The organism is Blautia sp. MSK.18.38, from assembly GCF_024460535.1.
In the GTDB taxonomy this organism is placed as follows: domain Bacteria; phylum Bacillota; class Clostridia; order Lachnospirales; family Lachnospiraceae; genus Blautia_A; species Blautia_A fusiformis.
The window spans coordinates 1-19,571 of the sequence record NZ_JANFYP010000029.1 but is presented as its reverse complement, the minus strand read 5'-3'; the positions used below and the strand labels follow the sequence as shown (position 1 = coordinate 19,571).

The following is a 19,571-nucleotide window of genomic DNA, read 5'->3' as shown; positions in this document are numbered from 1 at the left end:
CTGCTGCCCCGTTTCGGCTTTAATAAAATGAATCCCTCTGCATTTCGTCGTCAACTTCTTTCGGTATCGGGATAGGCTCAAAATCATCGTTTTTCCCATCCCAATAATCAAATAACTCTTGTATGTACTGATTCAACTCCTCTACTCTGCTCATTTCCGTTCCTCCTGTTCTTGCTTGTCCTGTTGCATCTCCTGCCATATAATAAATGTGCGACCATTCCAAAATGACAGGAGGTGACAACATGGCGGTTCATCATGACACTTTCAAAAGTGCGATTGCAAGTGCGTTTGAAAATAGCGACATCAAATTTTCAAAAGTTTCTGATTTATCAAAAGAAGAATTTGAACGTCTGCTCGCATCTGCAATCAAGGCTTGTGTTGAAACACAAGATTTTGCACAACACGTCCGCACTTTGAAATGATTTTCTCGGAGGAGTGTTTCACCACTCCTCCACAATCTTTCCTATTTCTTCCGCTGCCTTTTTGACAACCTCTGAAATCTGCTTGATTTGCTCCGGTTCGGGATCTCCCTCGAATTCCGCTCTCACTCTAATCTCTTGGTGTTCGGAAACCTCCGTTTTGTAGAAAATGAGTTTTTCAATCGCCCCAGTTCCCCGTGTTCTTACGTTTGAAATTTCATGTTTTGGCATTTCTTTTCACCTCCTTGTGTTGTCCTTGAATACATAATATGCGTCTTTGACAACTTTGTCAATAGTTTTTTGTATTCTTTGAATACTTTTTTATTGCATTTTAATTCACCGGGTGTTATGATTCATAAAAAGGAGGTGTTTACATGACACAAAACGAGCGTGTGAAAGAAATAAGAAAGTCGCTCGGTCTCACTCTTGAGAAGTTCGGTGAGCGTATCGGAGTGACAAGAGGTTCAATGTCTAATATAGAAAACGGAAATCGTAACCTAACCGAACAAATGACAAAATCTATCTGCCGTGAGTTCAGCGTTGATTATATGTGGTTGACCACTGGTGAGGGAGAAATGTTCATCGACAGTGACGATGATTTCATCGAACGCATTGACCGCATCATGGCGGGTGAGGATGAGGCACGAAAAAACCTTTTCAAATTCATGCTTGAGTTGAGCGACGAGGACATCGCTGCACTCGACCGCTTAATGAAAAAGGCGATTGAGTTCACACAAAATAATAAAGAAAAAGACTGACAGTCTTTTCAACTGTCAGCCTCATGGGTGTAAAGATACGACACGAATTTGTATATCCTCTTGAGGATGCGTTCGCTGTGTATCTTCCCGACTATTTCAACAATAGCCTCTTTGTAATTCAAGGGGAACACCCCCTTTCCGATTACAGTCTATCACATATTTCCATCATTGTGGAAATATCGAGGTTGATTTCCATAATCGTGGAAATCGTTCCTCCTGCTGCCGGAATCCCGCTGCAATGTGATACAATTATTTGTATTCGGATTCAAACAGGTCGGTGATGTTCACGCCTAACGCAATCGCTATCATTTCAAGTTGAAACAATGTCGGCGACACCTTGCCGTTTTCGATGTTGTTTATCGTAGATTTTCCGATTCCGGATTTCTTCGATAACTCCATCAATGTGAACCCTTTTGAGGTTCTCATTTCCCAAACGAGAATTTTCATCCTGCTCACCTCCTTTCTCAAGGAAAGTGTACAGAGAGAAAATTTCCGTTCAAAATTACGGTTGTTTCGCTAACTGCAAATAAAAAAAGACGATCCACGCTGCAACGTGAATCGTCTTTGTGAAACTTCCGTCTCATGCTCCTGCAAAAGGCACTTGATAGATAGTTCCTGCAAATACCATTCTATCATAAAACCGTGCTTTTTGCATTGGTTTTATTTTTTATACTCTTTTTTAGGATGGTGATTTTATGAAACTACCGAACGGATTCGGAACGGTTTACAAATTATCGGGAAATCGCCGGAATCCTTATGTTGCCAAAAAGACAAAAGGATGGGAAATCGACCCAAAAACAGGTAAATCAAAACAATTATATACGGTCGTCGGATATTACCCGACCCGTAAAGAGGCATTGACCGCACTTGCGGAGTTCAATGCAAATCCTTATGATGTGAACGCTGCAAAAGTCACTTTTGAGGATGTATATGAGCGATGGTCTGATGAACATTTTCCGACCGTCAGTGATTCCAACGTCAAGGGTTATCGTGCAGCATGGGCGTTGTGTGATAAACTTGCACGGATGCGGTTTGTCGATATCAAGCTCGACCACCTGCAAATGATTGTCGATGAATCCGGCAAAAATTATCCAACACTCCGGAAATTGAAAGTCCTGCTCGGTCTGATGTATAAATACGCCGTGATTCATGAGATTATTCCAAAAGAACGGAATCTCGTTGAATACCTCGACATCAAAAAGGCAGGAAACCCGAACGCATACAACCGGAAACCTTTTTCAAAGACAGAGGTCAAAAAGATATGGGATGTCAAGGATTCAAATATATATTATACTGTCATCCTCATGCTGATATATACCGGATGCAGAATCGGCGAACTCCTCGACCTCAAGAAAGAAAATGTGAACCTTGAGGAAAGATATTTCAAGATTGTCGCCTCGAAAACTGCTGCCGGAATCCGTACCGCTCCAATCTCTGAAAAGATTTATCCGTTCTTTGAATACTGGTACAACCTCAATGATTGTGAATATCTCCTCTCTACTCCGGATGGTGAGCATTTCAAATACCGGAATTATTATGATTCGTACTGGTCGCCACTTATTGAGACCCTCGGAATGAAACACCGCCCTCACGATACCCGTCACACATGTATTTCTATGTTGACGGTTGCCGGAGTGTCAGACAAGGTCATCAAGAAAATTGTCGGTCATAAAGGACAGGGCGTGACAGAGGTCGTATATACGCATTTTGAAATCGAGGAACTGATTGATGCTATCAACAAAATATAGAGGTGTGCCATGAATAGAACTGAATATAAAAACAATTTCGGGCGTGAGCATTACGAACGGATCAATCTCGTTGTGCCTAAAGGCATGAAAGACATCATCAAGGCTCTTGCATCCAGTAAAGGAATGTCGGTCAATGCGTACATGCAAGACCTTGTCAGAAAAGACCAATGCGGTTTATTTGATACAATGCAGATTGCAGAAAAGAACAGAGAAATGATTTCCGGAATCACCGGAAACATGCACGACGGATATGACATCATTTTCAAGGACGGTCATTCCTGCCATTGCAGGACGAAAAAGGATGTCCGGTCATGTATCATTGAATACTGCAACGAAAAGGGCGATTGAATCGTCCTTTTTTATTGCAAAAAATGTGTCTTACATAAGACTTGCAATGTCTTACACAAGACAGCATTTCCCGTGTTAGTTACCTGTTAGTTATGTGTTAGTTACCGTTGAAATTTCGTGTGTTTTTGTGGTGTCTGATAGATTTATCGGAATATAAAGAAATCCCCGAAAACTCGATGTTTTCGGGGAAAATTGTTCTTTTCTGATATTCGGTTGAATTATCGCTTGCTGAACTGCGGAGCGCGACGAGCTGCTTTGAGACCGTATTTCTTACGCTCTTTCATACGTGGATCACGTGTAAGGAATCCAGCAGCTTTAAGAGCTGGTCTGTAGTCTTTGTCTGCCTCAAGGAGTGCTCTGGAAAGACCATGACGGATTGCTCCAGCCTGTCCTGTGTATCCACCGCCGTGAACATTAACGATCACGTCGAATTTACCCTCTGTCTCTGTTAAAGCCAGTGGCTGACGAACGATAACCTTCAGAGTCTCAAGTCCGAAGTACTCATCGATATCTCTTTTATTGATAGTGATTTTACCTGTTCCAGGTACCAGGTAAACTCTTGCGATTGATTTCTTTCTTCTTCCTGTTCCGTAGAATTTTGCGCTAGCCAATGTTTTCTACCTCCTATTAAAATGTTAAAACTTCAGGCTTCTGAGCCTCATGTTTGTGCTCTGGTCCTGCATATACGAAAAGTTTCTTGTTCATAGCTCTTCCAAGAGGTCCTTTCGGAAGCATTCCCTTAACTGCGAGCTCGATAACCTTCTCAGGTTTCTTTGCTAACATTTCTTTTAATGTGGTTTCTTTCATTCCACCAACATAGTCGGAGTGGTTATAATAAATCTTCTGCTCAAGCTTCTTGCCTGTAACTTTGATCTTATCAGCATTTACAACGATTACATAATCTCCTGTGTCAACGTGCGGTGTAAACTGAGGTTTGTTCTTTCCTCTTAAAACACTTGCAACACCGGATGCCAGACGTCCCAGAGTGCAACCCTCTGCGTCAACTACATACCATTTTCTTTCGATTTTATCCGGATTAGCCATATAAGTCTGCATGGTCCTACCTCCTGTTATTTATCAACGATAATGTTTCTCAAACCGCGGTACTTCCGCGAAAAAAAGTAAATGGAAACGCGGGTGCAAAATAAATCGCGGAAATGTCCGAAACCGCTGATAAAATGCCGTCGCCGGGGCTATTGGCTCAAGCATCTTCGCACTACGTCACATTAAGTTATTATATTATAAGGCACCTTGCCTGTCAACTGTTTTTTCTTGTAATTTTCAACAAAATTCCTGTTTTCAGAAAAACTCGATTCCCATCAGCGTCAACCCCTGAGCCGGAGCTGTGGGGCCTGCTGCCCCACGGTCACAGGCTTTCAGGATCTTATCCATGCGTTCCGGCGGATACTGCCCGTTTCCGATCTCGATCAGGGTTCCGGAAATGATACGCACCATATTGTAAAGGAAACCTGTTCCTGAAATGCGAATGGTCACCATGTCACCATCTCTCCACACGTCCATGGAGGTCACGGTACGGATGGTGGTCTTCACCTGTGCGCCGGAGCCGCAGAAGCTGGCAAAATCATGACGTCCGATCAGATAAGATGTTGCTTCCTTCATCTTATCCACATCCAGTTTATAATGGTAAAAATAAGAGTACAAACGCTCCGTTGGCACCGGAAACTTCCGGTTCAGGATACGATATTCATATGTTTTTTCACTGTCACAGTAACGGGGATGAAAATCCGGCTCCACCTCCTCAGAAAGCTGGATACGGATATCCTCCGGAAGTCTCTGGTTCAGTGCATAGGAAAATTTTTCCCCGGGGATCCTGGATTCGGTATCAAACACCGCCACATTTCCAAGAGCGTGCACTCCTGCATCTGTACGGCTGGCACCGATGGTCTCGATCTTTTCCCCAAGCAGCTCACTTAAGGTATCGTTTAAAACGCCCTGAATGGTGATTCCATTTGGCTGTGTCTGCCAGCCTGAGTACTTGGTTCCATCATAAGCTACAACAAGTCCTACTCGTTTCATAAAATATATTCCCTCCTGATACAGACATCCCTGCAGTACTTTCTATCCCAAAACAGACATACCGTCCTGCAAAATGCCTGCCTGATCCGGTTACAGTTCCGCTGTGCAAAATGCAGCGCTTCGGACCGTTCCATGTCTGAGTACCGGCAGGATTTGGCTACAGTCCCGCCACACGGAATGCCACACCCACTGCAAGATATGCCACAAGGATCCCATAGGCCGCATAATCTCTTTTTTCATAATGCAGCGGCTTCATCTGGGTTCTGTGCTCTCCACCATGGTAACACCTTGCTTCCATGGCCATTGCCAGATCATTGGCGCGGCGGAACGCCGAAATAAACAGCGGCACAAGAAGGGGTACCATATTTTTCGCCTTCTGGATCAGGTTTCCGTTTTCGAAATCTGCGCCTCTGGCAATCTGTGCTTTCATGATCTTATCCGTCTCCTCCAGAAGGATCGGGATAAAGCGAAGGGCAATGGACATCATCATGGCGATCTCATGTACCGGCACCCGAATCTTGTTCAGCGGACGGAGCAGTCTCTCCAGACCATCTGTCAGCTGATTCGGCGTGGTAGTCAATGTCATGATGGAAGATCCGATCACAAGGTAAACAAGACGGATTGCCATTCTTCCTGCAAGAACAAGGCCTTCCCTTGTGACCTTGATGATCCCGAAACGCCACAGCACTTCGCCAGGTGTCAGGATGATATTGAACACAACCGTGATCAGAAGGATCATAACGATGGCTTTCAGACCCTTGAACATGAATTTCACCGGAACCTTGGATATTGCGATCATGGCTACCAGAAATGCTGTTGCCACCGCATATCCGAGAAATGTATGGAACAGGAACACAGAGATCAGAAATCCCAGAGTTCCCAGAAATTTGGTCCGTGGATCCAGTCTGTGAAGAACGGATTTGGCCGGATAATACTGGCCAATGGTAATATCTCTGATCATTTTTCCGCCCCTCCTTTGTTCAGTAATGGAGAGTTCGCCTGCGCAAGTGCGGCAAGGATACTGTCTCTGGCTTCCTCCACCGTTGTGGCATCTGCATCCACATGCAGCCCATGTTCCTTCAGCGCATGCATGATATAAGTGATCTGCGGTGCGGCAAGTCCCATGTTTTCCAGTTCCTTATAATGGGAAAAAACCTTCTTCGGCTCATCATCAAATACAGCTTCTCCGTGATTCATAACAATGAGGCGCTCCACGTATTTCGCAATATCCTCCATGCTGTGGGAAACCAGAACAATGGTTATCCCTCGCACCTTATGAAGCTCTGCGATCTGATCCAGGATATCATCCCTGCCCTTCGGGTCAAGCCCTGCTGTGGGCTCGTCCAGGATCAGGATCTTCGGGTTCATGGCAAGAACCCCTGCAATAGCTACCCTTTTTTTCTGGCCTCCGGAAAGCTCAAAGGGTGATTTCTTGAAATTGGACTCTTTTACTCCAACCTGAGTCAGCGCCTGCTTCGCTTCTTTCTCTGCTTCTTCCCTGGAAAGTCCCTGATTCATAGGTCCGAAGCATACATCCGAGATCACATCATTTTCAAACAGCTGATGCTCCGGGTACTGGAACACCAGACCAACCTCGCTGCGGAGCTGTTTCCGGTCATATTTCTCAGCCCACACATCTTCTCCGTTATACAGAACCTGGCCGGATGTTGGCTGTACCAGCGCATTCAGATGCTGGATCAGCGTGGATTTTCCGCTTCCTGTGTGTCCGATGATCCCGATAAACTGGCCGTCCGGGATCACAAGGCTGACATCCTTCAGCGCATGGCTCTCATAGGCTGTCCCGGGACTGTAGGTATAGGTTACATTTTTTAATTCGATTGACATAATGCGCTCACCAGCTCCTCTGTAGTCAGTATTCCATCCGGAACATCCACGCCGGATTTCTTCAGTTCATATGCAAGAAGTGTTACCTGTGGTACATCCAGTCCATACGCCTTAAGGGTATCCACCTGGGAAAAGATCTCTTTGGGATTTCCCTGCATCACAACATTTCCGCTGTCCATGACATAAACACGGTCAGCATGGATCACTTCCTCCATGTAATGGGTGATCAGAATGACTGTTACCTTTTCCTTACGGTTCAGCTCCCGCACTGCCTCCAGGACTTCCTTTCTTCCGTTAGGATCCAGCATGGCGGTAGGCTCATCCAGAATGATGCACCGCGGGCGCATGGCCATCACGCCTGCAATAGCCACTCTCTGCTTCTGCCCTCCGGAAAGTTTGTTTGGGGACTGATAACGATAGGCTGTCATACCGACTTTTTCCAGGCTGTCATTCACCCGTTTCCAGATATCATCTGTAGGAACTCCCATATTTTCCGGACCAAAGCCTACATCCTCTTCCACAACGGTTCCTATGATCTGGTTATCCGGATTCTGAAATACCATTCCTGCCTTCTGGCGTACCTTCCAGAGTTTGGTCTCTCTGGCGGTATCGATCCCGTCCACCAGCATCGTTCCCTCTGTTGGGATCAGAAGCGCATTCATATGCTTCGCCAGTGTGGATTTTCCAGATCCGTTATGTCCCAGAACTGCCACAAATTCTCCTGCTTTAATGTCCAGGTCCACATCATTGACTGCACGCTGCATGTCTACCACATTGCCGTCATCATCGTATCTCTGATAGTCAAATCCCAGCTTAAGCGCCTTGATAATTCCCATCTTTTCTGCTCTCCTTAATCCTCTGTAGCTGCCGGTTCACCAAGGCCGGTCAACTCATCGATCAGTGCCCATATCTCGTCTCTTCCCTGCTTTGTCTCCGCAGAAAACGGAAGGATCTTTCCCTCTTTCGGAAGGCCCAGTCCGATGCGGATCTCCTTCAGGCTTTTTGCCACCTGGCTGCGTTTCAGCTTGTCAAGCTTGGTCGCGATGATCACCGGCTCATATCCGTTGTGACAGATCCAGTCATACATCTGCTTGTCATTGGCGGAAGGCTTGTGGCGGATATCCACCAGGAGAAAAACCGCACGGAGCTCTTTGGAATTATGAAGATAGCCCTCGATCATTTTTCCCCATTTTTCCTTCTCTGCCGCAGAAACCTTGGCGTAGCCGTAGCCCGGCAGGTCTACGAGATACATTGCTTCATTAATATTATAAAAATTGATTGTCTGTGTTTTTCCCGGCTGTGCGCTGGTTCTTGCCAGGGCCTTGCGGTTCATCAGACCATTGATCAGGGAGGATTTCCCTACATTTGATTTTCCCGCAAAAGCTACCTCCGGCCTTCCTGTGTCCGGGATCTTGCTTGTGATGCCGCAGACGATATCCAGCGATACGTTTTTGATTACCATTCGTTATTCCTCCCTTTTCTTTTAAAAGCCCTGTCCTGAAGGTCAGGGCAGGGTTTTTCTGTTTTTTGTTTATACAAGAGTTTCACCGAGAACTTCTTTCATGTTATCCACAAACCGGATATCCAGTCCCTGGATGATCTCTCTGTCCATCTCCTCGATATCCGGACGATTTTTTTCCGGAACAAGGACTTCTTTGATCCTGGCATATTTAGCTGCAAGCAGCTTCTCTTTCAGTCCGCCAATCGGAAGCACACGGCCTCTTAAGGTGATCTCACCGGTCATGGCAAGATCCGCACGTACCGGTTTTTCGATAATTGCAGACAGCATGGCAGTTGCCATTGTAATACCGGCAGATGGGCCATCCTTCGGAACGGCACCCTCCGGAATATGTACATGCATATCATGCTTCTGGAAAAATTCCGGATCGATCTCATATTGGTCAGAAACCGAACGGATATAGCTGATACCTGCCTGTGCAGATTCCTTCATCACATCTCCAAGCTGTCCGGTGAGAAGCAACTCACCTTTTCCGGGCATGATATTGACTTCGATCTGCAGGGTATCACCGCCTACCTGTGTCCATGCAAGACCGCGGGCGATCCCGATCTCATCCTTCTCATTGGCCATCAGATAGTTATATCGTTCTTTGCCAAGGAATCTGGAAATATTTCTGGATGTGACAACTACCTTATCCTTACCCTCTTCCATGATAGCACGTGCAGTTTTTCTGCAGATACGTCCGATGCTTCTCTCCAGAGAACGGACTCCTGCTTCCTTGGTATAGTTGTTGATCAGCTTGCCAAGAGCTGCCGGCTGGATCACCAGCTTGCCTTCCGGAATACCGTTGATCTCCATCTGCTTCGGGATCAGATGTTCCCTTGCGATATGTTCCTTCTCATTTTCCGTATATCCCGGAATTTCCATCAGCTCCATACGGTCAAGAAGAGGTCTCGGGATTCCCTGAACATCATTTGCAGTGGCAATAAACAGTACCTCGGAAAGATCCTGGGGAATCTCCACATAGTGATCATTGAACTTACTGTTCTGCTCCGGATCCAGAACCTCCAGAAGTGCTGCGGAGGTATCTCCTTTATAATCGCTGCTGGTCTTGTCGATCTCATCAAGAAGCATCAACGGGTTGCTGACTCCGGCTTCCTTCAGTGCGACTGTGATCCTTCCTGGCATGGCACCGACGTAAGTCTTTCTGTGGCCACGGATCTCTGCCTCATCACGGACACCTCCAAGACAGATGCGGACGTATTTCTTGTTCATGGCCTCTGCCACAGAACGTGCAATGGAAGTTTTTCCGGTTCCCGGAGGTCCCACCAGACAGAGGATCGGACTCTTTCCCTTGTGGGTCAGCTTACGTACAGCAAGAAATTCCATGATACGCTCTTTGACCTCTTTCAGTCCGTAATGACCCTCTTCCAAAACCTTCCATGCGTTCTCAAGATCCTCGGAATCCTCGGATTTCTTATTCCACGGAAGTGCAAGAACGGTTTCCAGATAGCCTCTCTGCACCGTTGCCTCTGCAGCACTGGCTGCCATTCCTTTAAAACGGCTTATCTCCTTGGAAATCTTCTCTTTTACTTCATCAGATGCATCCAGCTCCTTCAGCTGTTTTTTAAATTCATCGATATCATCAGCAGTATTCTCCTCGCCCAGCTCCTCACGGATGGTTTTCAGCTGTTCCCGGAGGATATACTCTCTCTGATTCTTGTCGATATGGGATTTCACCTTGCGCTGAAGATCTTTCGTGATATGGATCACCTCGATCTCGCTGCCAAGAAGCGCTCCAAGGATCTCATAACGGTCATTCAAAGACACTGCTTCCAGAAGCTTCTGCTTGTTCTGATACGCCATCGGAAGATTTACTGCGATCTGGTCGATGGTTTCCTGCACATCTTCGATGTTCATGATCTGGGTTACCAGATCCTTGCTTACTTTTCCGCTTTCTCTGCAATATCTCTGAAAAAGCTCCCGGATGCTGCGAAGCATGGCGTCCTTTACCGGTTCCGGGTAATCCTCTTCCTGTGCCGTAACGATCTCGCATTCCGCCTTCAGATATGGTTCCTCCTGCTCCAGGCCCAGAACCTCTGCCCTGTCCAGTCCCTCTACCAGAACCCGGTAAAGATCCTGCGGAAGCTTCACCACCTGCTTGATATAAGCGACGGTTCCTACCTGATACAGATCCGTAAGTTCCGGTATTTCCACCTCAGGATCCTTCTGTGTCAGCAGAAAGATCTTCTGGTCATGGAGCATGGCTGCTTCCACGGCACGGATAGATTTCTCCCTGCTCACATCAAAGTGTACGATCATATCCGGAAGGACTGTAGTCCCACGGAGAGCGATCATTGGCAATATATTGACCTGATTTGTCATTTATGTCATTCCCTTCATCAAGCTGTTTCCGGCTTGCCTTTCTTTCTCGAACGGGATGTTTTGCGTCCTGCTTTTTTTGCAGGAGCCTTGGCCTCCCCGTGGATGATCTCCGGCTCTCCGGTTCCCTCCACTGCCTCTTTTGTGACGATACACTTACGGATGGTGTCGTCCGATGGTGTCTTGTACATCAGATCCATCAGGGTATGCTCCATGATGGCACGAAGTCCTCTGGCACCTGTTTTTCTCTCAAGAGATTTCCGGGCAACTGTCTCAAGTGCTTCATCCTGGAACTCAAGCTGCACGCCATCCAGCTCAAAAAGCTTGTCGTACTGTTTTGTGAGGGAATTCTTAGGCTCCTTCAGAATACGGATCAGTGCTTCTTCATCCAGAGAATCCAAGGTTACCACGACCGGAACTCGTCCGATAAACTCCGGGATCAGACCGAATTTAATAAAGTCCTCCGGCATAACCTCCTTCAGAACTTCGCCCACATTGCGGTCTTCCTTTTCGGAAACCTCCGCCCCGAAACCAATGGATTTGGTATCCTGTCTTGCCTCGATGATCTTCTCCAGTCCGTCAAAAGCACCACCGCAAATGAACAGGATGTTTGTAGTATCGATCTGGATAAATTCCTGATGAGGATGCTTTCTTCCTCCCTGAGGAGGTACGCTTGCAACGGTTCCTTCCAGAATTTTCAGAAGTGCCTGCTGTACGCCCTCACCGGACACATCTCTGGTGATGGAGGTATTCTCGGATTTTCTTGTGATCTTATCGATCTCATCGATATAGATGATCCCGTACTGGGCACGCTCAATATCGTAATCGGCTGCCTGAATGATCTTCAGAAGAATGTTCTCAACATCCTCGCCAACATAACCTGCCTCTGTGAGAGTAGTGGCATCTGCGATGGCAAAAGGAACATTCAGCAGTCTTGCCAGTGTCTGTGCAAGAAGTGTCTTACCGGAACCGGTCGGACCAAGCATCAGGATATTACTCTTCTGCAGCTCCACGTCCAGGTTTCTTGAAGCAAGAATCCTCTTGTAATGATTGTAAACAGCTACGGAAAGTGCCTTCTTGGCATCATCCTGTCCGATCACATACTCATCCAGGATACTGTGGATCTCTTCCGGTTTCAGAAGGTTGATCCCTGTTTCATAATCTGCCTCATGATCATACATACTGAATTCTTCTTCCATGATCTCGGAGCAGATCCCGATACATTCATCACAAATATATGCTCCATCCGGACCTGCGATCAGCTTGCGTACCTGATCTTCAGTCTTATGGCAAAAGGAGCATCTTACCTTTCCTTCTTTTACTTTATCTGCCATATCTTTTTGTTTCCTTTCTAAGCGTAAATGTCCGTCTCTCGCAGACATTTAAAATTCCTTTTTAAAGCAAGATAAGACTCCTGTGTCTTTACAGGAGTCTTTTCTTACGCATTATTTGTGGATCACAACACCGTCGATCAGGCCGTATGCCTTAGCTTCTTCCGCTGTCATATAGTTGTCACGGTCAGTATCTTTTTCCACAATCTCAAGAGGCTGTCCGGTATTCGCAGAAAGAATCTCGTTCAGCTTCTTTTTGGTTTTTGCGATCTGGTCAGCTACGATCTGGATCTCTGTAGCCTGCCCCTGTGCACCGCCTGATGGCTGATGGATCATGATCGTCGAATTCGGCAGTGCATATCTCTTGCCTTTGGCACCGGAGGACAGGAGGAAAGCTCCCATGCTGGCTGCCATTCCAAGGCAGATCGTAGATACATCGCACTTGATATACTGCATTGTATCATAAATTGCCATTCCGGCAGTTACAGAACCACCCGGGCTGTTGATATAAAGCTGGATATCCTTGGAAGGATCTTCTGCTTCCAGGAAGAGAAGCTGCGCAACGATCAGGTTCGCACTGACATCGTTTACCTCTTCTCCAAGGAAAATGATTCGGTCCTTAAGAAGTCTTGAATAGATATCATAACTTCTTTCTCCTCTGCTGGTCTGCTCAATGACGTAAGGTACTAAACTCATTTTGCCCTCCATTTCCGAGGTTTATTACGCCTCTACAGCTGCATCGGCAACTAATGTAACAGCTTTCTGAACAGCCATATCTTTCTTCATCTGCTCCATCTCGTTCTCACCGATGAGATCTTTTAATTTGTCTGCTTCCATCTTGTACATCTCTGCCATCTTGGAGATCTCTTCGTTAACCTCTTCCTCTGTTGGCTGGATGTTCTCTACCTCAGCGATCTTCTCAAGAACAAGTCTTGTCTGGATTCTCTTAAGAGCCTGTGGCTTCATGTCTTCCATCATCTTGTCAACGCTCTGGCCTGTGAACTGGAAGTACTGCTCCATGGAAAGACCCTGGGACTGCATTCTTCTTGCGAAATCGTCAAGCATCTGACGTGTCTGTGTCTCGATCATTGCCTCCGGAATATCCATCTGTGCATTCTCGATCACTTTATCTACTGCTGCATCTTCTTTTGCACGACGTGCATCTTCTGCTTTCTTCTCTGTCAGGTTCTTCTTAACGTCTTCCTTGTACTCAGCAAGTGTATCAAACTCAGATACATCCTTAGCGAAGTCATCGTCAAGCTCCGGAAGCTCTTTTGCTTCGATCTTCTTAACATCGCACTGGAATACAGCTTCTTTGCCAGCCAGCTCTTTTGCCTGATACTCCTCCGGGAATGTAACCTTAACTTCTACGTGATCACCTGTGTTAGCACCAACAAGCTGCTCCTCGAATCCCGGGATGAAGGTGTTGGAACCAAGTGTCAGCGGATAGTCTGTTCCTTTACCGCCCTCGAATGCCTCACCATCTACGAATCCCTCGAAATCGATAGTTGCTGTATCGCCGTTCTGTGCTGCACGATCCTCAACTGTGATGGTTCTGGAGTTTTTCTCCTGCTCTTTCTTAATCTCAGCCTCAACTTCCTCGTCTGTTACCTCTGTCTCAGACTTCGGAACCTCAAGTCCTTTATAGTCACCAAGAGTTACCTCTGGTTTAGTAGCTACTTCTGCTGTAAAGATAAATGGTTTGCCAGGCTCAACCTGTGTTACATCGATCTTAGGCTGGGAAACGATCTCAAGATCACACTCAGCAAGTGCTTTGCTGTAATGCTCAGGGATCAGAGCGTTTGCAGCGTCCTCAAGGAATACTCCCTTTCCGTACATCTGCTCGATCATTTTTCTTGGAGCTTTTCCTTTACGGAATCCCGGAATAGAAATTCTGCCTTTTGCTTTCTGATATGCATTCTGCATTGCTTTGTCAAGATCCTCGGCGGAAACCTCGATTGTAAGTTTCGCCATGTTTTTCTCCATTTTCTCCACCTGTAAACTCATGTTTCTTGTTCCTCCTTAATCATATCGAGTAAATACCTTATATAAAATAGTTAACACTCGCATTATATATTTACAGTCATTTCTGTAGTATAGCATAACCACTGTAAAAACGCCAGTATTTTTTTCAGTTTTCCATATGCCCCCACAGGGCATTTCTCAGCTGCCCACGTCCTCAATGTTAAAGTAATTTTCTGTCTTTCTTATGTTGTTAAGACAAAATGTAAAAATCCTTTTATAAGTTTTAGGCGTATAATGAACACCATCGTCTGTACCGTCTCCCGTATTGGATACAGTACCATATCCGGTCCGCATCAGATAACTGTAAACATCAATATAGTGGTACTGACTTCCAAGCTCACCGGCAAGACCGCTGTTAAAAGTCCGGACATCCTCACATTTACGATTCTTGGTACTTCCCTTTTCCCCTCCATTGATCGGATTCACAGACATATAATACAGACTGCAGTTTTTCATGGAAAGCTTTGTTCCCAGCTTTTTCATATAAGACACGTACTGTGAGAGTCTATCATTCAGATCCTGTTTTCCGTTAATATCTCTGAGATCATTGATACCATGATTAAACACCACTGCGATCTTTGCGTATTTTTCATTTTTACGATATTTTTCTATTTCTTTCAAAAGAGCCTGTGCGCCCGTTGACTTCAGCCAGCCCAGTTCCGTATTAGAACGGCATACAAAGCTGACATGGCTGTCCACATACTCCTTTCCAAACTGTTCGTACAATACCTTCTGAAGACCATATGTCCTGGAATCTCCCACAAAGATGATCCTTTCGTAATTCTCAGGATAATGAAAGCTGTTCCTGACCAGATTCGGTTCCTGATACCGCCAGAATCTCACCGCATAGAGATGCATGGTTCCACTGACTGTGATCACCTGTCCGGCTTCATACCTTGGTGCGGTCTTCTGACCTGCCCTGGTAGACCATCCAAGGAATGTATAATTCTCTTCATTGGCCATCACCGGCAGTTTCAGTTTTCCGCTTGGAGCCTGGATGATCTTGTAGATATCTCCGTCATTCCTGTGCAGGATCAGTTTGGGATTGTTCTTCTTTTTTATCACTGCATAAAACGTTACATTTCTTTTTACAAAATATTTTTTTCCCGGCTTATATCCTGCCTCCGCTCCTCCTTTTTTCAGAGACCATCCTTCTGCCTGATATCCTGCTGGGACCTGCGGCACTTTGGGAATCGTGATCATGGAACCATATTTCTGTTTCTTTTCCAATTTTTTATATATAGCAGAGGAGGCTCCTCCGCCTGACCTGAAAGATACGGAATACACTTTTTTGCAAGCATTCCCGAATGTATCATCCGACCAGTCAAAGCCGGCAGCTGACACCAAATTTCCTGTGGCTGTCATCAGTATAACAAAAAGCGCCACTACCCACAGGACCTGTTTCATCTCTTTTTTCATGCTCTTACATACACCACCGATTCAGCGATCTCTTCTGCCTTTGCGCTTCCCTCCAGCTGTCCGATCAGGGAAAGGCTGAAATCGATGGCTGTTCCAAGGCCTCTGCTGGTAGTTACATTTCCATCTACCACTACAGGCTCCAGAGATGTTCTGGCACTTTTAAGCTGTTCCATAACAGATGGGTACGATGTAGCATTTCTGCCTTTCAGGAATCCAAGTCTCTCGAATATACCTGGTGCCGCACAAATAGCTGCTACCTTGCCACCATTCTGATAGAAATCTGTCAGAAGCTCAGTCAGCGGTTTATATTCCTCCAGATATTTTGTTCCCGGCATTCCTCCCGGAATTACAAGCATATCCGCATCGGAAAAATCACATTCTCCAAAGGTACGGTCTGTAAGAAGATCGATCCCATGAGAGGTTCTGATCTCTTTTGTCTCTTTGATAGATACTGTCTGGATGTCGATCCCGGCTCTTCTCATCAGATCTACCACGGTCAGTCCTTCAATATCTTCAAAACCATCTGCGAAAAAAATATATACTTTACTCATGATCCTGTTCATCCTTTCTTTTATAAAATCCATAAATATTTTCTGTATTCCCCATTCCCTTCCATAATGCTTTTTTCATCTGAAAATGTCAAGAAATTTCAACAGATATGCCATTGCAAATCCTGTTTTTTTCCTGTAGACTGAACATAATATCTTTTCATTTCACAAACCCGGAGGTTTTTTATATGGAGATCGAACGTAAATTTCTGATCCGGAAGGATGACCTTCCGCAGGATCTGGCTTCCTATCCCTGCCACAGGATCGAGCAGGGGTATCTTTGCACTTCCCCTGTTGTCCGCATCCGCCGGCAGGATGATGACTATTTTCTTACTTACAAATCCAGGGGTCTCATGAGCCGTGAAGAATATAATCTTCCGCTCACCGCTGAAGCCTATGAGCATCTGAAGCCTAAAGCAGACGGTATCCTCATTACCAAGGACCGCTATGTGATCCCGGAAAAAGACGGACTTTTTATTGAACTGGATGTGTTCCACGGAGAATACGAGGGAGTTCTTCTGGCTGAGGTGGAATTTCCTACAGAGGAAGCCGCCAATGCCTACACTGCGCCGGACTGGTTCGGAGAAGATGTAACTTATTCCACCAGATATCATAACAGTACCATGAGCCAGGGCTGGCAGAGTGATTACTGTTCACTCCGTTCTCAGTAACACGCTTCGCGGAATATTACCAATGAACAGTAACGCAGAGCGATCACTGACTGGTATCGTAAATCGCACTTGTATTTCTTATTTCAGGTGCTATAATTAGTAATGCAGGCAGATATAGTTCATCGGTAGAACATCAGCTTCCCAAGCTGAGGAGGCGGGTTCGATTCCCGTTATCTGCTTTCATTGCCAAAGAGGGCACGCAGTCAGGCGTGTCCTTTTTTATAAATTTCAAGGAGGATTTTTGTTTATGAAGATTGGATTTATCGGATGTGGAAATATGGCCTCTGCCATGATCGGCAGTATTCTCCGTCAGGGGATCTTTTCAAAGGACGAGATCATTGTTTCCAACCTTACAGACGAAGGCAGAGCGCGCAGTGAAAAAACTCTTGGTGTTGTCACCACTCTGGATAACAATGAAATAGTCAGATCTGCAAAAACTGTCGTTCTTGCAGTAAAGCCGCAGTTTTATGAGGAAGTTCTCACAGAGGTCCACGACAGTCTCACGACAGAGCACACCATCATCGGAATCGCTCCCGGCAAGACTCTTGCATGGCTGGAAGAAAAAGCCGGTCTTCCTCTGAAAGTTGTCCGTTTTATGCCTAATACTCCTGCACAGGTTGGGGCCGGAATGACTGCTGTATGTACCAATGACCGGGTTTCGGAAGACGAACTGGCAGAAATCCTTAAGATCACAGACAGCTTTGGCTGTACCGAAGTGATACCGGAGCGTCTGATGGACGCCGCAGGCGCTGTAGGCGGCTGTTCACCTGCTTATGTGTTTATGTTTATCGAAGCCATGGCAGATGCCGCTGTCAGCCAGGGAATGCCTCGTAAACAGGCTTATAAATTTGCTTCCCAGACTGTTCTCGGCAGCGCAAAAATGGTTCTGGAAACCGGCAGACACCCGGGAGACCTGAAAGACATGGTCTGCTCACCGGCAGGAACTACCATTGAAGGTGTCCGCACCCTAGAAAAGAGCGGCTTCCGCAGTGCCGTATTCGAAGCGCTTACCGCAGCTGCTGAGAAGGGTAAGAAGTTATAATTTTCGAAAACAAAAACTCCGTGAGGTCTGCATTCACCCGGACCTCACGGAGTTTTTCCATCTCATCTCTTTTATCGTCTGCCGACAGCCCTACAGCAACTCGATCAGTGCGTCAATATCTTCCATTTTTGTTCCCCAGCTTGTGGCAAAACGGATCACTGTATGATCTTCATCATATTTTTCCCAGAAATCAAACTGAACTTCTTTGCCCAGTTCTTCTTTCTTTTTATTTTCCAAAACTACAAACTGCTGGTTCGTGGGAGAATCCAGGAAAAGCTGATATCCTTTTTCCTGAAGGGCTCTTTTCAGCTTCATAGCTGTTTCAATAGCATTTTTGCTGATCCTTGTATACAGATCATCGGTAAACAGTGTGTCAAACTGGATTCCCAGAAGACGGCCTTTTGCCAGAAGGGCTCCCTGCTGCTTCACCATAGTCATAAAGTGCTTCGGAGCTTTTTTCGTAAAGACCACTGCCTCACCGCAGAGTGCTCCTACCTTGGTTCCGCCGATGTAGAACACATCTGTACATCTGGCGATATCCTCAAGTGTCACATCTGCTTCCGGACTTACCAGACCGTAGCCAAGTCTTGCTCCGTCCAGAAACAGTGGAAGCTCGTATTTATGGCATACCTCGGAAATTTCCTCCAGCTCTTTCTTCGTATAAAGTGTTCCGTACTCTGTCGGATGAGAAATATAAACCATTCCCGGAAATACCATATGGTCGTGACTTTCATCCCCATAAAAAGTTTCCACATAATCTGTGATACTTTCTGCTTTGATCTTTCCGTTTTCTGCCGGAAGTGTCAGTACCTTATGTCCTGTATACTCGATTGCTCCGGCCTCATGACAGCTTACGTGTCCGGTCTGCGCCGCAAGAACACCTTCATAACGGTTCAGGACAGAACCTATGACCGTGGCATTGGTCTGGGTTCCTCCCACCAGGAAAAACACCTCTGCATCCGGGCAGCCACAGGCTTTACGGATCTTCTCCTTGGCAGAATCACAGTATTTGTCCGTGCCATAGCCGGAAAGCTTCTCCATATTGGTTTCCAGAAGCTTCTGGAGGATCGCCGGATGCGCTCCCTCGCAGTAATCGTTTACAAAAAATAACATTTTATTTTCTCCTCATCTGTATTTTCATTTTATTTGACCGTCTTCCCCGGAATGATCTTACATGTGGAAAACGATTTGAATTTACAGGAAATCGCCCCCTTCAATAGGAAGCCCGTTTCTGAAAGAAATTCACAAATCCCCGGTCGAGATCCCGCAAAGACTGCTGTAATGCAATGGAATCTGCTGCTTTCAGAAAGGCAAACTCCTCTTGCTTTTTCAGTTCAGTCAGCATGGCGGAAGTCTGGGAATAGCCGATCTTTTCCCCATTTTCATAGCCTTCCTTACGCATGGCAAGTCCCCGGTTGTAGATGAACCGGCAGCATCCCAGGGTCTGATGGATGAAGTTTTTCTGTTCTCTGTTCGGGTAGATCCTGAATTTAATTCCTTTTTGCATTATCCCATCTTATCCTTTTGTCTCTGCGATGT

Annotated in this window: 24 protein-coding genes and 1 tRNA gene; 7 read left to right on the top strand and 18 right to left on the bottom strand. The window is 46.0% G+C overall.

All coding sequences use genetic code 11. From position 1 onward, the window contains the following. Positions 1 to 19: 19 nt before the first annotated feature. A complete protein-coding gene (locus NE638_RS15170; RefSeq protein ID WP_256137231.1) occupies positions 20 to 154 on the bottom strand; it encodes a hypothetical protein in 135 nt (44 codons plus the stop codon). Between the two features lie 88 nt (positions 155 to 242). Here NE638_RS15170 and NE638_RS15165 point away from each other — a divergent pair, with 88 nt between their 5' ends. Continuing rightward, the gene (locus NE638_RS15165) at positions 243 to 422 is read left to right on the top strand and encodes a hypothetical protein (RefSeq protein ID WP_173746554.1); all 180 of its coding nucleotides are present in this window, start codon (positions 243 to 245) and stop codon (positions 420 to 422) included. Between the two features lie 18 nt (positions 423 to 440). Here the strand turns inward: NE638_RS15165 and NE638_RS15160 are convergent, their stop codons facing one another. Then, positions 441 to 650, bottom strand: a complete 210-nt coding sequence (locus NE638_RS15160) for a hypothetical protein (RefSeq protein ID WP_173746553.1) — start codon at positions 648 to 650, stop codon at positions 441 to 443. Positions 651 to 793: 143 nt separating this feature from the next. Here NE638_RS15160 and NE638_RS15155 point away from each other — a divergent pair, with 143 nt between their 5' ends. Continuing rightward, entirely contained in the window at positions 794 to 1,177 is a 384-nt protein-coding gene (locus tag NE638_RS15155; protein ID WP_173746552.1) for a helix-turn-helix domain-containing protein, read from the top strand. Positions 1,178 to 1,426: 249 nt separating this feature from the next. On the opposite strand, the gene NE638_RS15150 is transcribed toward NE638_RS15155, so the two are convergent. Next, the gene (locus NE638_RS15150) at positions 1,427 to 1,624 is read right to left on the bottom strand and encodes a helix-turn-helix domain-containing protein (protein WP_118004664.1); all 198 of its coding nucleotides are present in this window, start codon (positions 1,622 to 1,624) and stop codon (positions 1,427 to 1,429) included. A gap of 248 nt (positions 1,625 to 1,872) precedes the next feature. Between NE638_RS15150 and NE638_RS15145 the strand changes: the two genes are divergently transcribed. Further along, positions 1,873 to 2,925 (top strand): tyrosine-type recombinase/integrase, encoded by a 1,053-nt coding sequence (locus tag NE638_RS15145; RefSeq protein ID WP_173746551.1) that lies wholly within the window; start codon positions 1,873 to 1,875, stop codon positions 2,923 to 2,925. A 9-nt stretch (positions 2,926 to 2,934) separates the two neighbouring features. Continuing rightward, positions 2,935 to 3,273, top strand: a complete 339-nt coding sequence (locus tag NE638_RS15140; RefSeq protein ID WP_022164639.1) for a hypothetical protein — start codon at positions 2,935 to 2,937, stop codon at positions 3,271 to 3,273. A 218-nt stretch (positions 3,274 to 3,491) separates the two neighbouring features. Here NE638_RS15140 and rpsI read toward each other — a convergent pair whose 3' ends face one another. The 13 genes from rpsI to NE638_RS15075 all read right to left on the bottom strand — a co-directional run bounded on the left by rpsI (position 3,492) and on the right by NE638_RS15075 (position 16,325). Further along, entirely contained in the window at positions 3,492 to 3,884 is a 393-nt protein-coding gene (gene rpsI, locus NE638_RS15135; protein ID WP_059086106.1) for a 30S ribosomal protein S9, read from the bottom strand. A gap of 16 nt (positions 3,885 to 3,900) precedes the next feature. After that, positions 3,901 to 4,329: a 50S ribosomal protein L13 gene (gene rplM / locus NE638_RS15130; protein ID WP_021650595.1), complete on the bottom strand. Its 429-nt coding sequence runs from the start codon at positions 4,327 to 4,329 to the stop codon at positions 3,901 to 3,903. Between the two features lie 243 nt (positions 4,330 to 4,572). Beyond that, positions 4,573 to 5,310: a tRNA pseudouridine(38-40) synthase TruA gene (gene truA, locus NE638_RS15125; protein ID WP_015527358.1), complete on the bottom strand. Its 738-nt coding sequence runs from the start codon at positions 5,308 to 5,310 to the stop codon at positions 4,573 to 4,575. Between the two features lie 157 nt (positions 5,311 to 5,467). Next, positions 5,468 to 6,271: an energy-coupling factor transporter transmembrane component T family protein gene (locus tag NE638_RS15120; protein ID WP_015527359.1), complete on the bottom strand. Its 804-nt coding sequence runs from the start codon at positions 6,269 to 6,271 to the stop codon at positions 5,468 to 5,470. Next, positions 6,268 to 7,155 (bottom strand): energy-coupling factor transporter ATPase, encoded by an 888-nt coding sequence (locus tag NE638_RS15115; protein ID WP_118608681.1) that lies wholly within the window; start codon positions 7,153 to 7,155, stop codon positions 6,268 to 6,270. Before NE638_RS15115 ends, NE638_RS15120 begins: the two co-directional genes overlap by 4 nt. Next, positions 7,140 to 7,991 carry an energy-coupling factor transporter ATPase gene (locus tag NE638_RS15110; RefSeq protein WP_059086107.1) on the bottom strand — a complete coding sequence of 284 codons (852 nt, stop codon included), beginning with the start codon at positions 7,989 to 7,991 and terminating at the stop codon, positions 7,140 to 7,142. The genes NE638_RS15115 and NE638_RS15110 overlap by 16 nt, the downstream gene beginning before the upstream one ends. A 14-nt stretch (positions 7,992 to 8,005) precedes the next feature. After that, a complete protein-coding gene (yihA, locus tag NE638_RS15105) occupies positions 8,006 to 8,617 on the bottom strand; it encodes a ribosome biogenesis GTP-binding protein YihA/YsxC (protein WP_015527362.1) in 612 nt (203 codons plus the stop codon). 69 nt (positions 8,618 to 8,686) lie between these two features. Then, entirely contained in the window at positions 8,687 to 10,999 is a 2,313-nt protein-coding gene (gene lon / locus NE638_RS15100) for an endopeptidase La (protein WP_118608680.1), read from the bottom strand. A gap of 17 nt (positions 11,000 to 11,016) precedes the next feature. Then, positions 11,017 to 12,330 (bottom strand): ATP-dependent Clp protease ATP-binding subunit ClpX, encoded by a 1,314-nt coding sequence (clpX, locus tag NE638_RS15095; protein ID WP_022426169.1) that lies wholly within the window; start codon positions 12,328 to 12,330, stop codon positions 11,017 to 11,019. A 111-nt stretch (positions 12,331 to 12,441) separates the two neighbouring features. Beyond that, positions 12,442 to 13,023: an ATP-dependent Clp endopeptidase proteolytic subunit ClpP gene (clpP, locus tag NE638_RS15090; protein WP_015527365.1), complete on the bottom strand. Its 582-nt coding sequence runs from the start codon at positions 13,021 to 13,023 to the stop codon at positions 12,442 to 12,444. A gap of 24 nt (positions 13,024 to 13,047) precedes the next feature. Beyond that, the gene (gene tig, locus NE638_RS15085) at positions 13,048 to 14,334 is read right to left on the bottom strand and encodes a trigger factor (RefSeq protein WP_021650587.1); all 1,287 of its coding nucleotides are present in this window, start codon (positions 14,332 to 14,334) and stop codon (positions 13,048 to 13,050) included. 156 nt (positions 14,335 to 14,490) lie between these two features. After that, positions 14,491 to 15,771, bottom strand: coding sequence for an InlB B-repeat-containing protein (locus tag NE638_RS15080; protein WP_022426168.1), 1,281 nt, complete (start codon positions 15,769 to 15,771; stop codon positions 14,491 to 14,493). Continuing rightward, on the bottom strand, positions 15,768 to 16,325 hold the full coding sequence (locus tag NE638_RS15075; RefSeq protein ID WP_092068762.1) for a DJ-1 family glyoxalase III: 558 nt from the start codon (positions 16,323 to 16,325) through the stop codon (positions 15,768 to 15,770). Before NE638_RS15075 ends, NE638_RS15080 begins: the two co-directional genes overlap by 4 nt. A 182-nt stretch (positions 16,326 to 16,507) precedes the next feature. Between NE638_RS15075 and NE638_RS15070 the strand changes: the two genes are divergently transcribed. From NE638_RS15070 to proC, 3 genes are all read left to right on the top strand, one after another. Then, on the top strand, positions 16,508 to 16,990 hold the full coding sequence (locus NE638_RS15070) for a CYTH domain-containing protein (protein WP_173746550.1): 483 nt from the start codon (positions 16,508 to 16,510) through the stop codon (positions 16,988 to 16,990). Positions 16,991 to 17,098: 108 nt separating this feature from the next. Next, positions 17,099 to 17,169: transfer RNA gene (locus NE638_RS15065), tRNA-Gly, on the top strand. A 68-nt stretch (positions 17,170 to 17,237) separates the two neighbouring features. Then, positions 17,238 to 18,032, top strand: a complete 795-nt coding sequence (gene proC, locus NE638_RS15060; RefSeq protein ID WP_173746549.1) for a pyrroline-5-carboxylate reductase — start codon at positions 17,238 to 17,240, stop codon at positions 18,030 to 18,032. 90 nt (positions 18,033 to 18,122) lie between these two features. Here proC and NE638_RS15055 read toward each other — a convergent pair whose 3' ends face one another. After that, on the bottom strand, positions 18,123 to 19,145 hold the full coding sequence (locus tag NE638_RS15055; RefSeq protein WP_021650582.1) for a threonine aldolase family protein: 1,023 nt from the start codon (positions 19,143 to 19,145) through the stop codon (positions 18,123 to 18,125). 100 nt (positions 19,146 to 19,245) lie between these two features. After that, complete coding sequence (locus NE638_RS15050; RefSeq protein WP_173759912.1) at positions 19,246 to 19,539, bottom strand: helix-turn-helix domain-containing protein; 294 nt, start codon at positions 19,537 to 19,539, stop codon at positions 19,246 to 19,248. Positions 19,540 to 19,571: the final 32 nt, after the last annotated feature.

Excerpts from the sequence above, each read along its gene's own strand:
- rplM (WP_021650595.1), bottom strand. The coding sequence starts at position 4,329 with ATGCAGACTTATATGGCTAATCCGGATAAAATCGAAAGAAAATGGTAT.
- NE638_RS15070 (WP_173746550.1), top strand. The coding sequence starts at position 16,508 with ATGGAGATCGAACGTAAATTTCTGATCCGGAAGGATGACCTTCCGCAG.
- lon (WP_118608680.1), bottom strand. The coding sequence starts at position 10,999 with ATGACAAATCAGGTCAATATATTGCCAATGATCGCTCTCCGTGGGACT.
- NE638_RS15145 (WP_173746551.1), top strand. The coding sequence starts at position 1,873 with ATGAAACTACCGAACGGATTCGGAACGGTTTACAAATTATCGGGAAAT.
- NE638_RS15055 (WP_021650582.1), bottom strand. The coding sequence starts at position 19,145 with ATGTTATTTTTTGTAAACGATTACTGCGAGGGAGCGCATCCGGCGATC.
- clpX (WP_022426169.1), bottom strand. The coding sequence starts at position 12,330 with ATGGCAGATAAAGTAAAAGAAGGAAAGGTAAGATGCTCCTTTTGCCAT.
- truA (WP_015527358.1), bottom strand. The coding sequence starts at position 5,310 with ATGAAACGAGTAGGACTTGTTGTAGCTTATGATGGAACCAAGTACTCA.
- NE638_RS15160 (WP_173746553.1), bottom strand. The coding sequence starts at position 650 with ATGCCAAAACATGAAATTTCAAACGTAAGAACACGGGGAACTGGGGCG.
- clpP (WP_015527365.1), bottom strand. The coding sequence starts at position 13,023 with ATGAGTTTAGTACCTTACGTCATTGAGCAGACCAGCAGAGGAGAAAGA.
- NE638_RS15080 (WP_022426168.1), bottom strand. The coding sequence starts at position 15,771 with ATGAAAAAAGAGATGAAACAGGTCCTGTGGGTAGTGGCGCTTTTTGTT.
- proC (WP_173746549.1), top strand. The coding sequence starts at position 17,238 with ATGAAGATTGGATTTATCGGATGTGGAAATATGGCCTCTGCCATGATC.
- NE638_RS15150 (WP_118004664.1), bottom strand. The coding sequence starts at position 1,624 with ATGAAAATTCTCGTTTGGGAAATGAGAACCTCAAAAGGGTTCACATTG.
- NE638_RS15120 (WP_015527359.1), bottom strand. The coding sequence starts at position 6,271 with ATGATCAGAGATATTACCATTGGCCAGTATTATCCGGCCAAATCCGTT.
- tig (WP_021650587.1), bottom strand. The coding sequence starts at position 14,334 with ATGAGTTTACAGGTGGAGAAAATGGAGAAAAACATGGCGAAACTTACA.
- NE638_RS15115 (WP_118608681.1), bottom strand. The coding sequence starts at position 7,155 with ATGTCAATCGAATTAAAAAATGTAACCTATACCTACAGTCCCGGGACA.
- NE638_RS15140 (WP_022164639.1), top strand. The coding sequence starts at position 2,935 with ATGAATAGAACTGAATATAAAAACAATTTCGGGCGTGAGCATTACGAA.
- NE638_RS15170 (WP_256137231.1), bottom strand. The coding sequence starts at position 154 with ATGAGCAGAGTAGAGGAGTTGAATCAGTACATACAAGAGTTATTTGAT.
- yihA (WP_015527362.1), bottom strand. The coding sequence starts at position 8,617 with ATGGTAATCAAAAACGTATCGCTGGATATCGTCTGCGGCATCACAAGC.
- NE638_RS15050 (WP_173759912.1), bottom strand. The coding sequence starts at position 19,539 with ATGCAAAAAGGAATTAAATTCAGGATCTACCCGAACAGAGAACAGAAA.
- NE638_RS15155 (WP_173746552.1), top strand. The coding sequence starts at position 794 with ATGACACAAAACGAGCGTGTGAAAGAAATAAGAAAGTCGCTCGGTCTC.
- NE638_RS15110 (WP_059086107.1), bottom strand. The coding sequence starts at position 7,991 with ATGGGAATTATCAAGGCGCTTAAGCTGGGATTTGACTATCAGAGATAC.
- NE638_RS15165 (WP_173746554.1), top strand. The coding sequence starts at position 243 with ATGGCGGTTCATCATGACACTTTCAAAAGTGCGATTGCAAGTGCGTTT.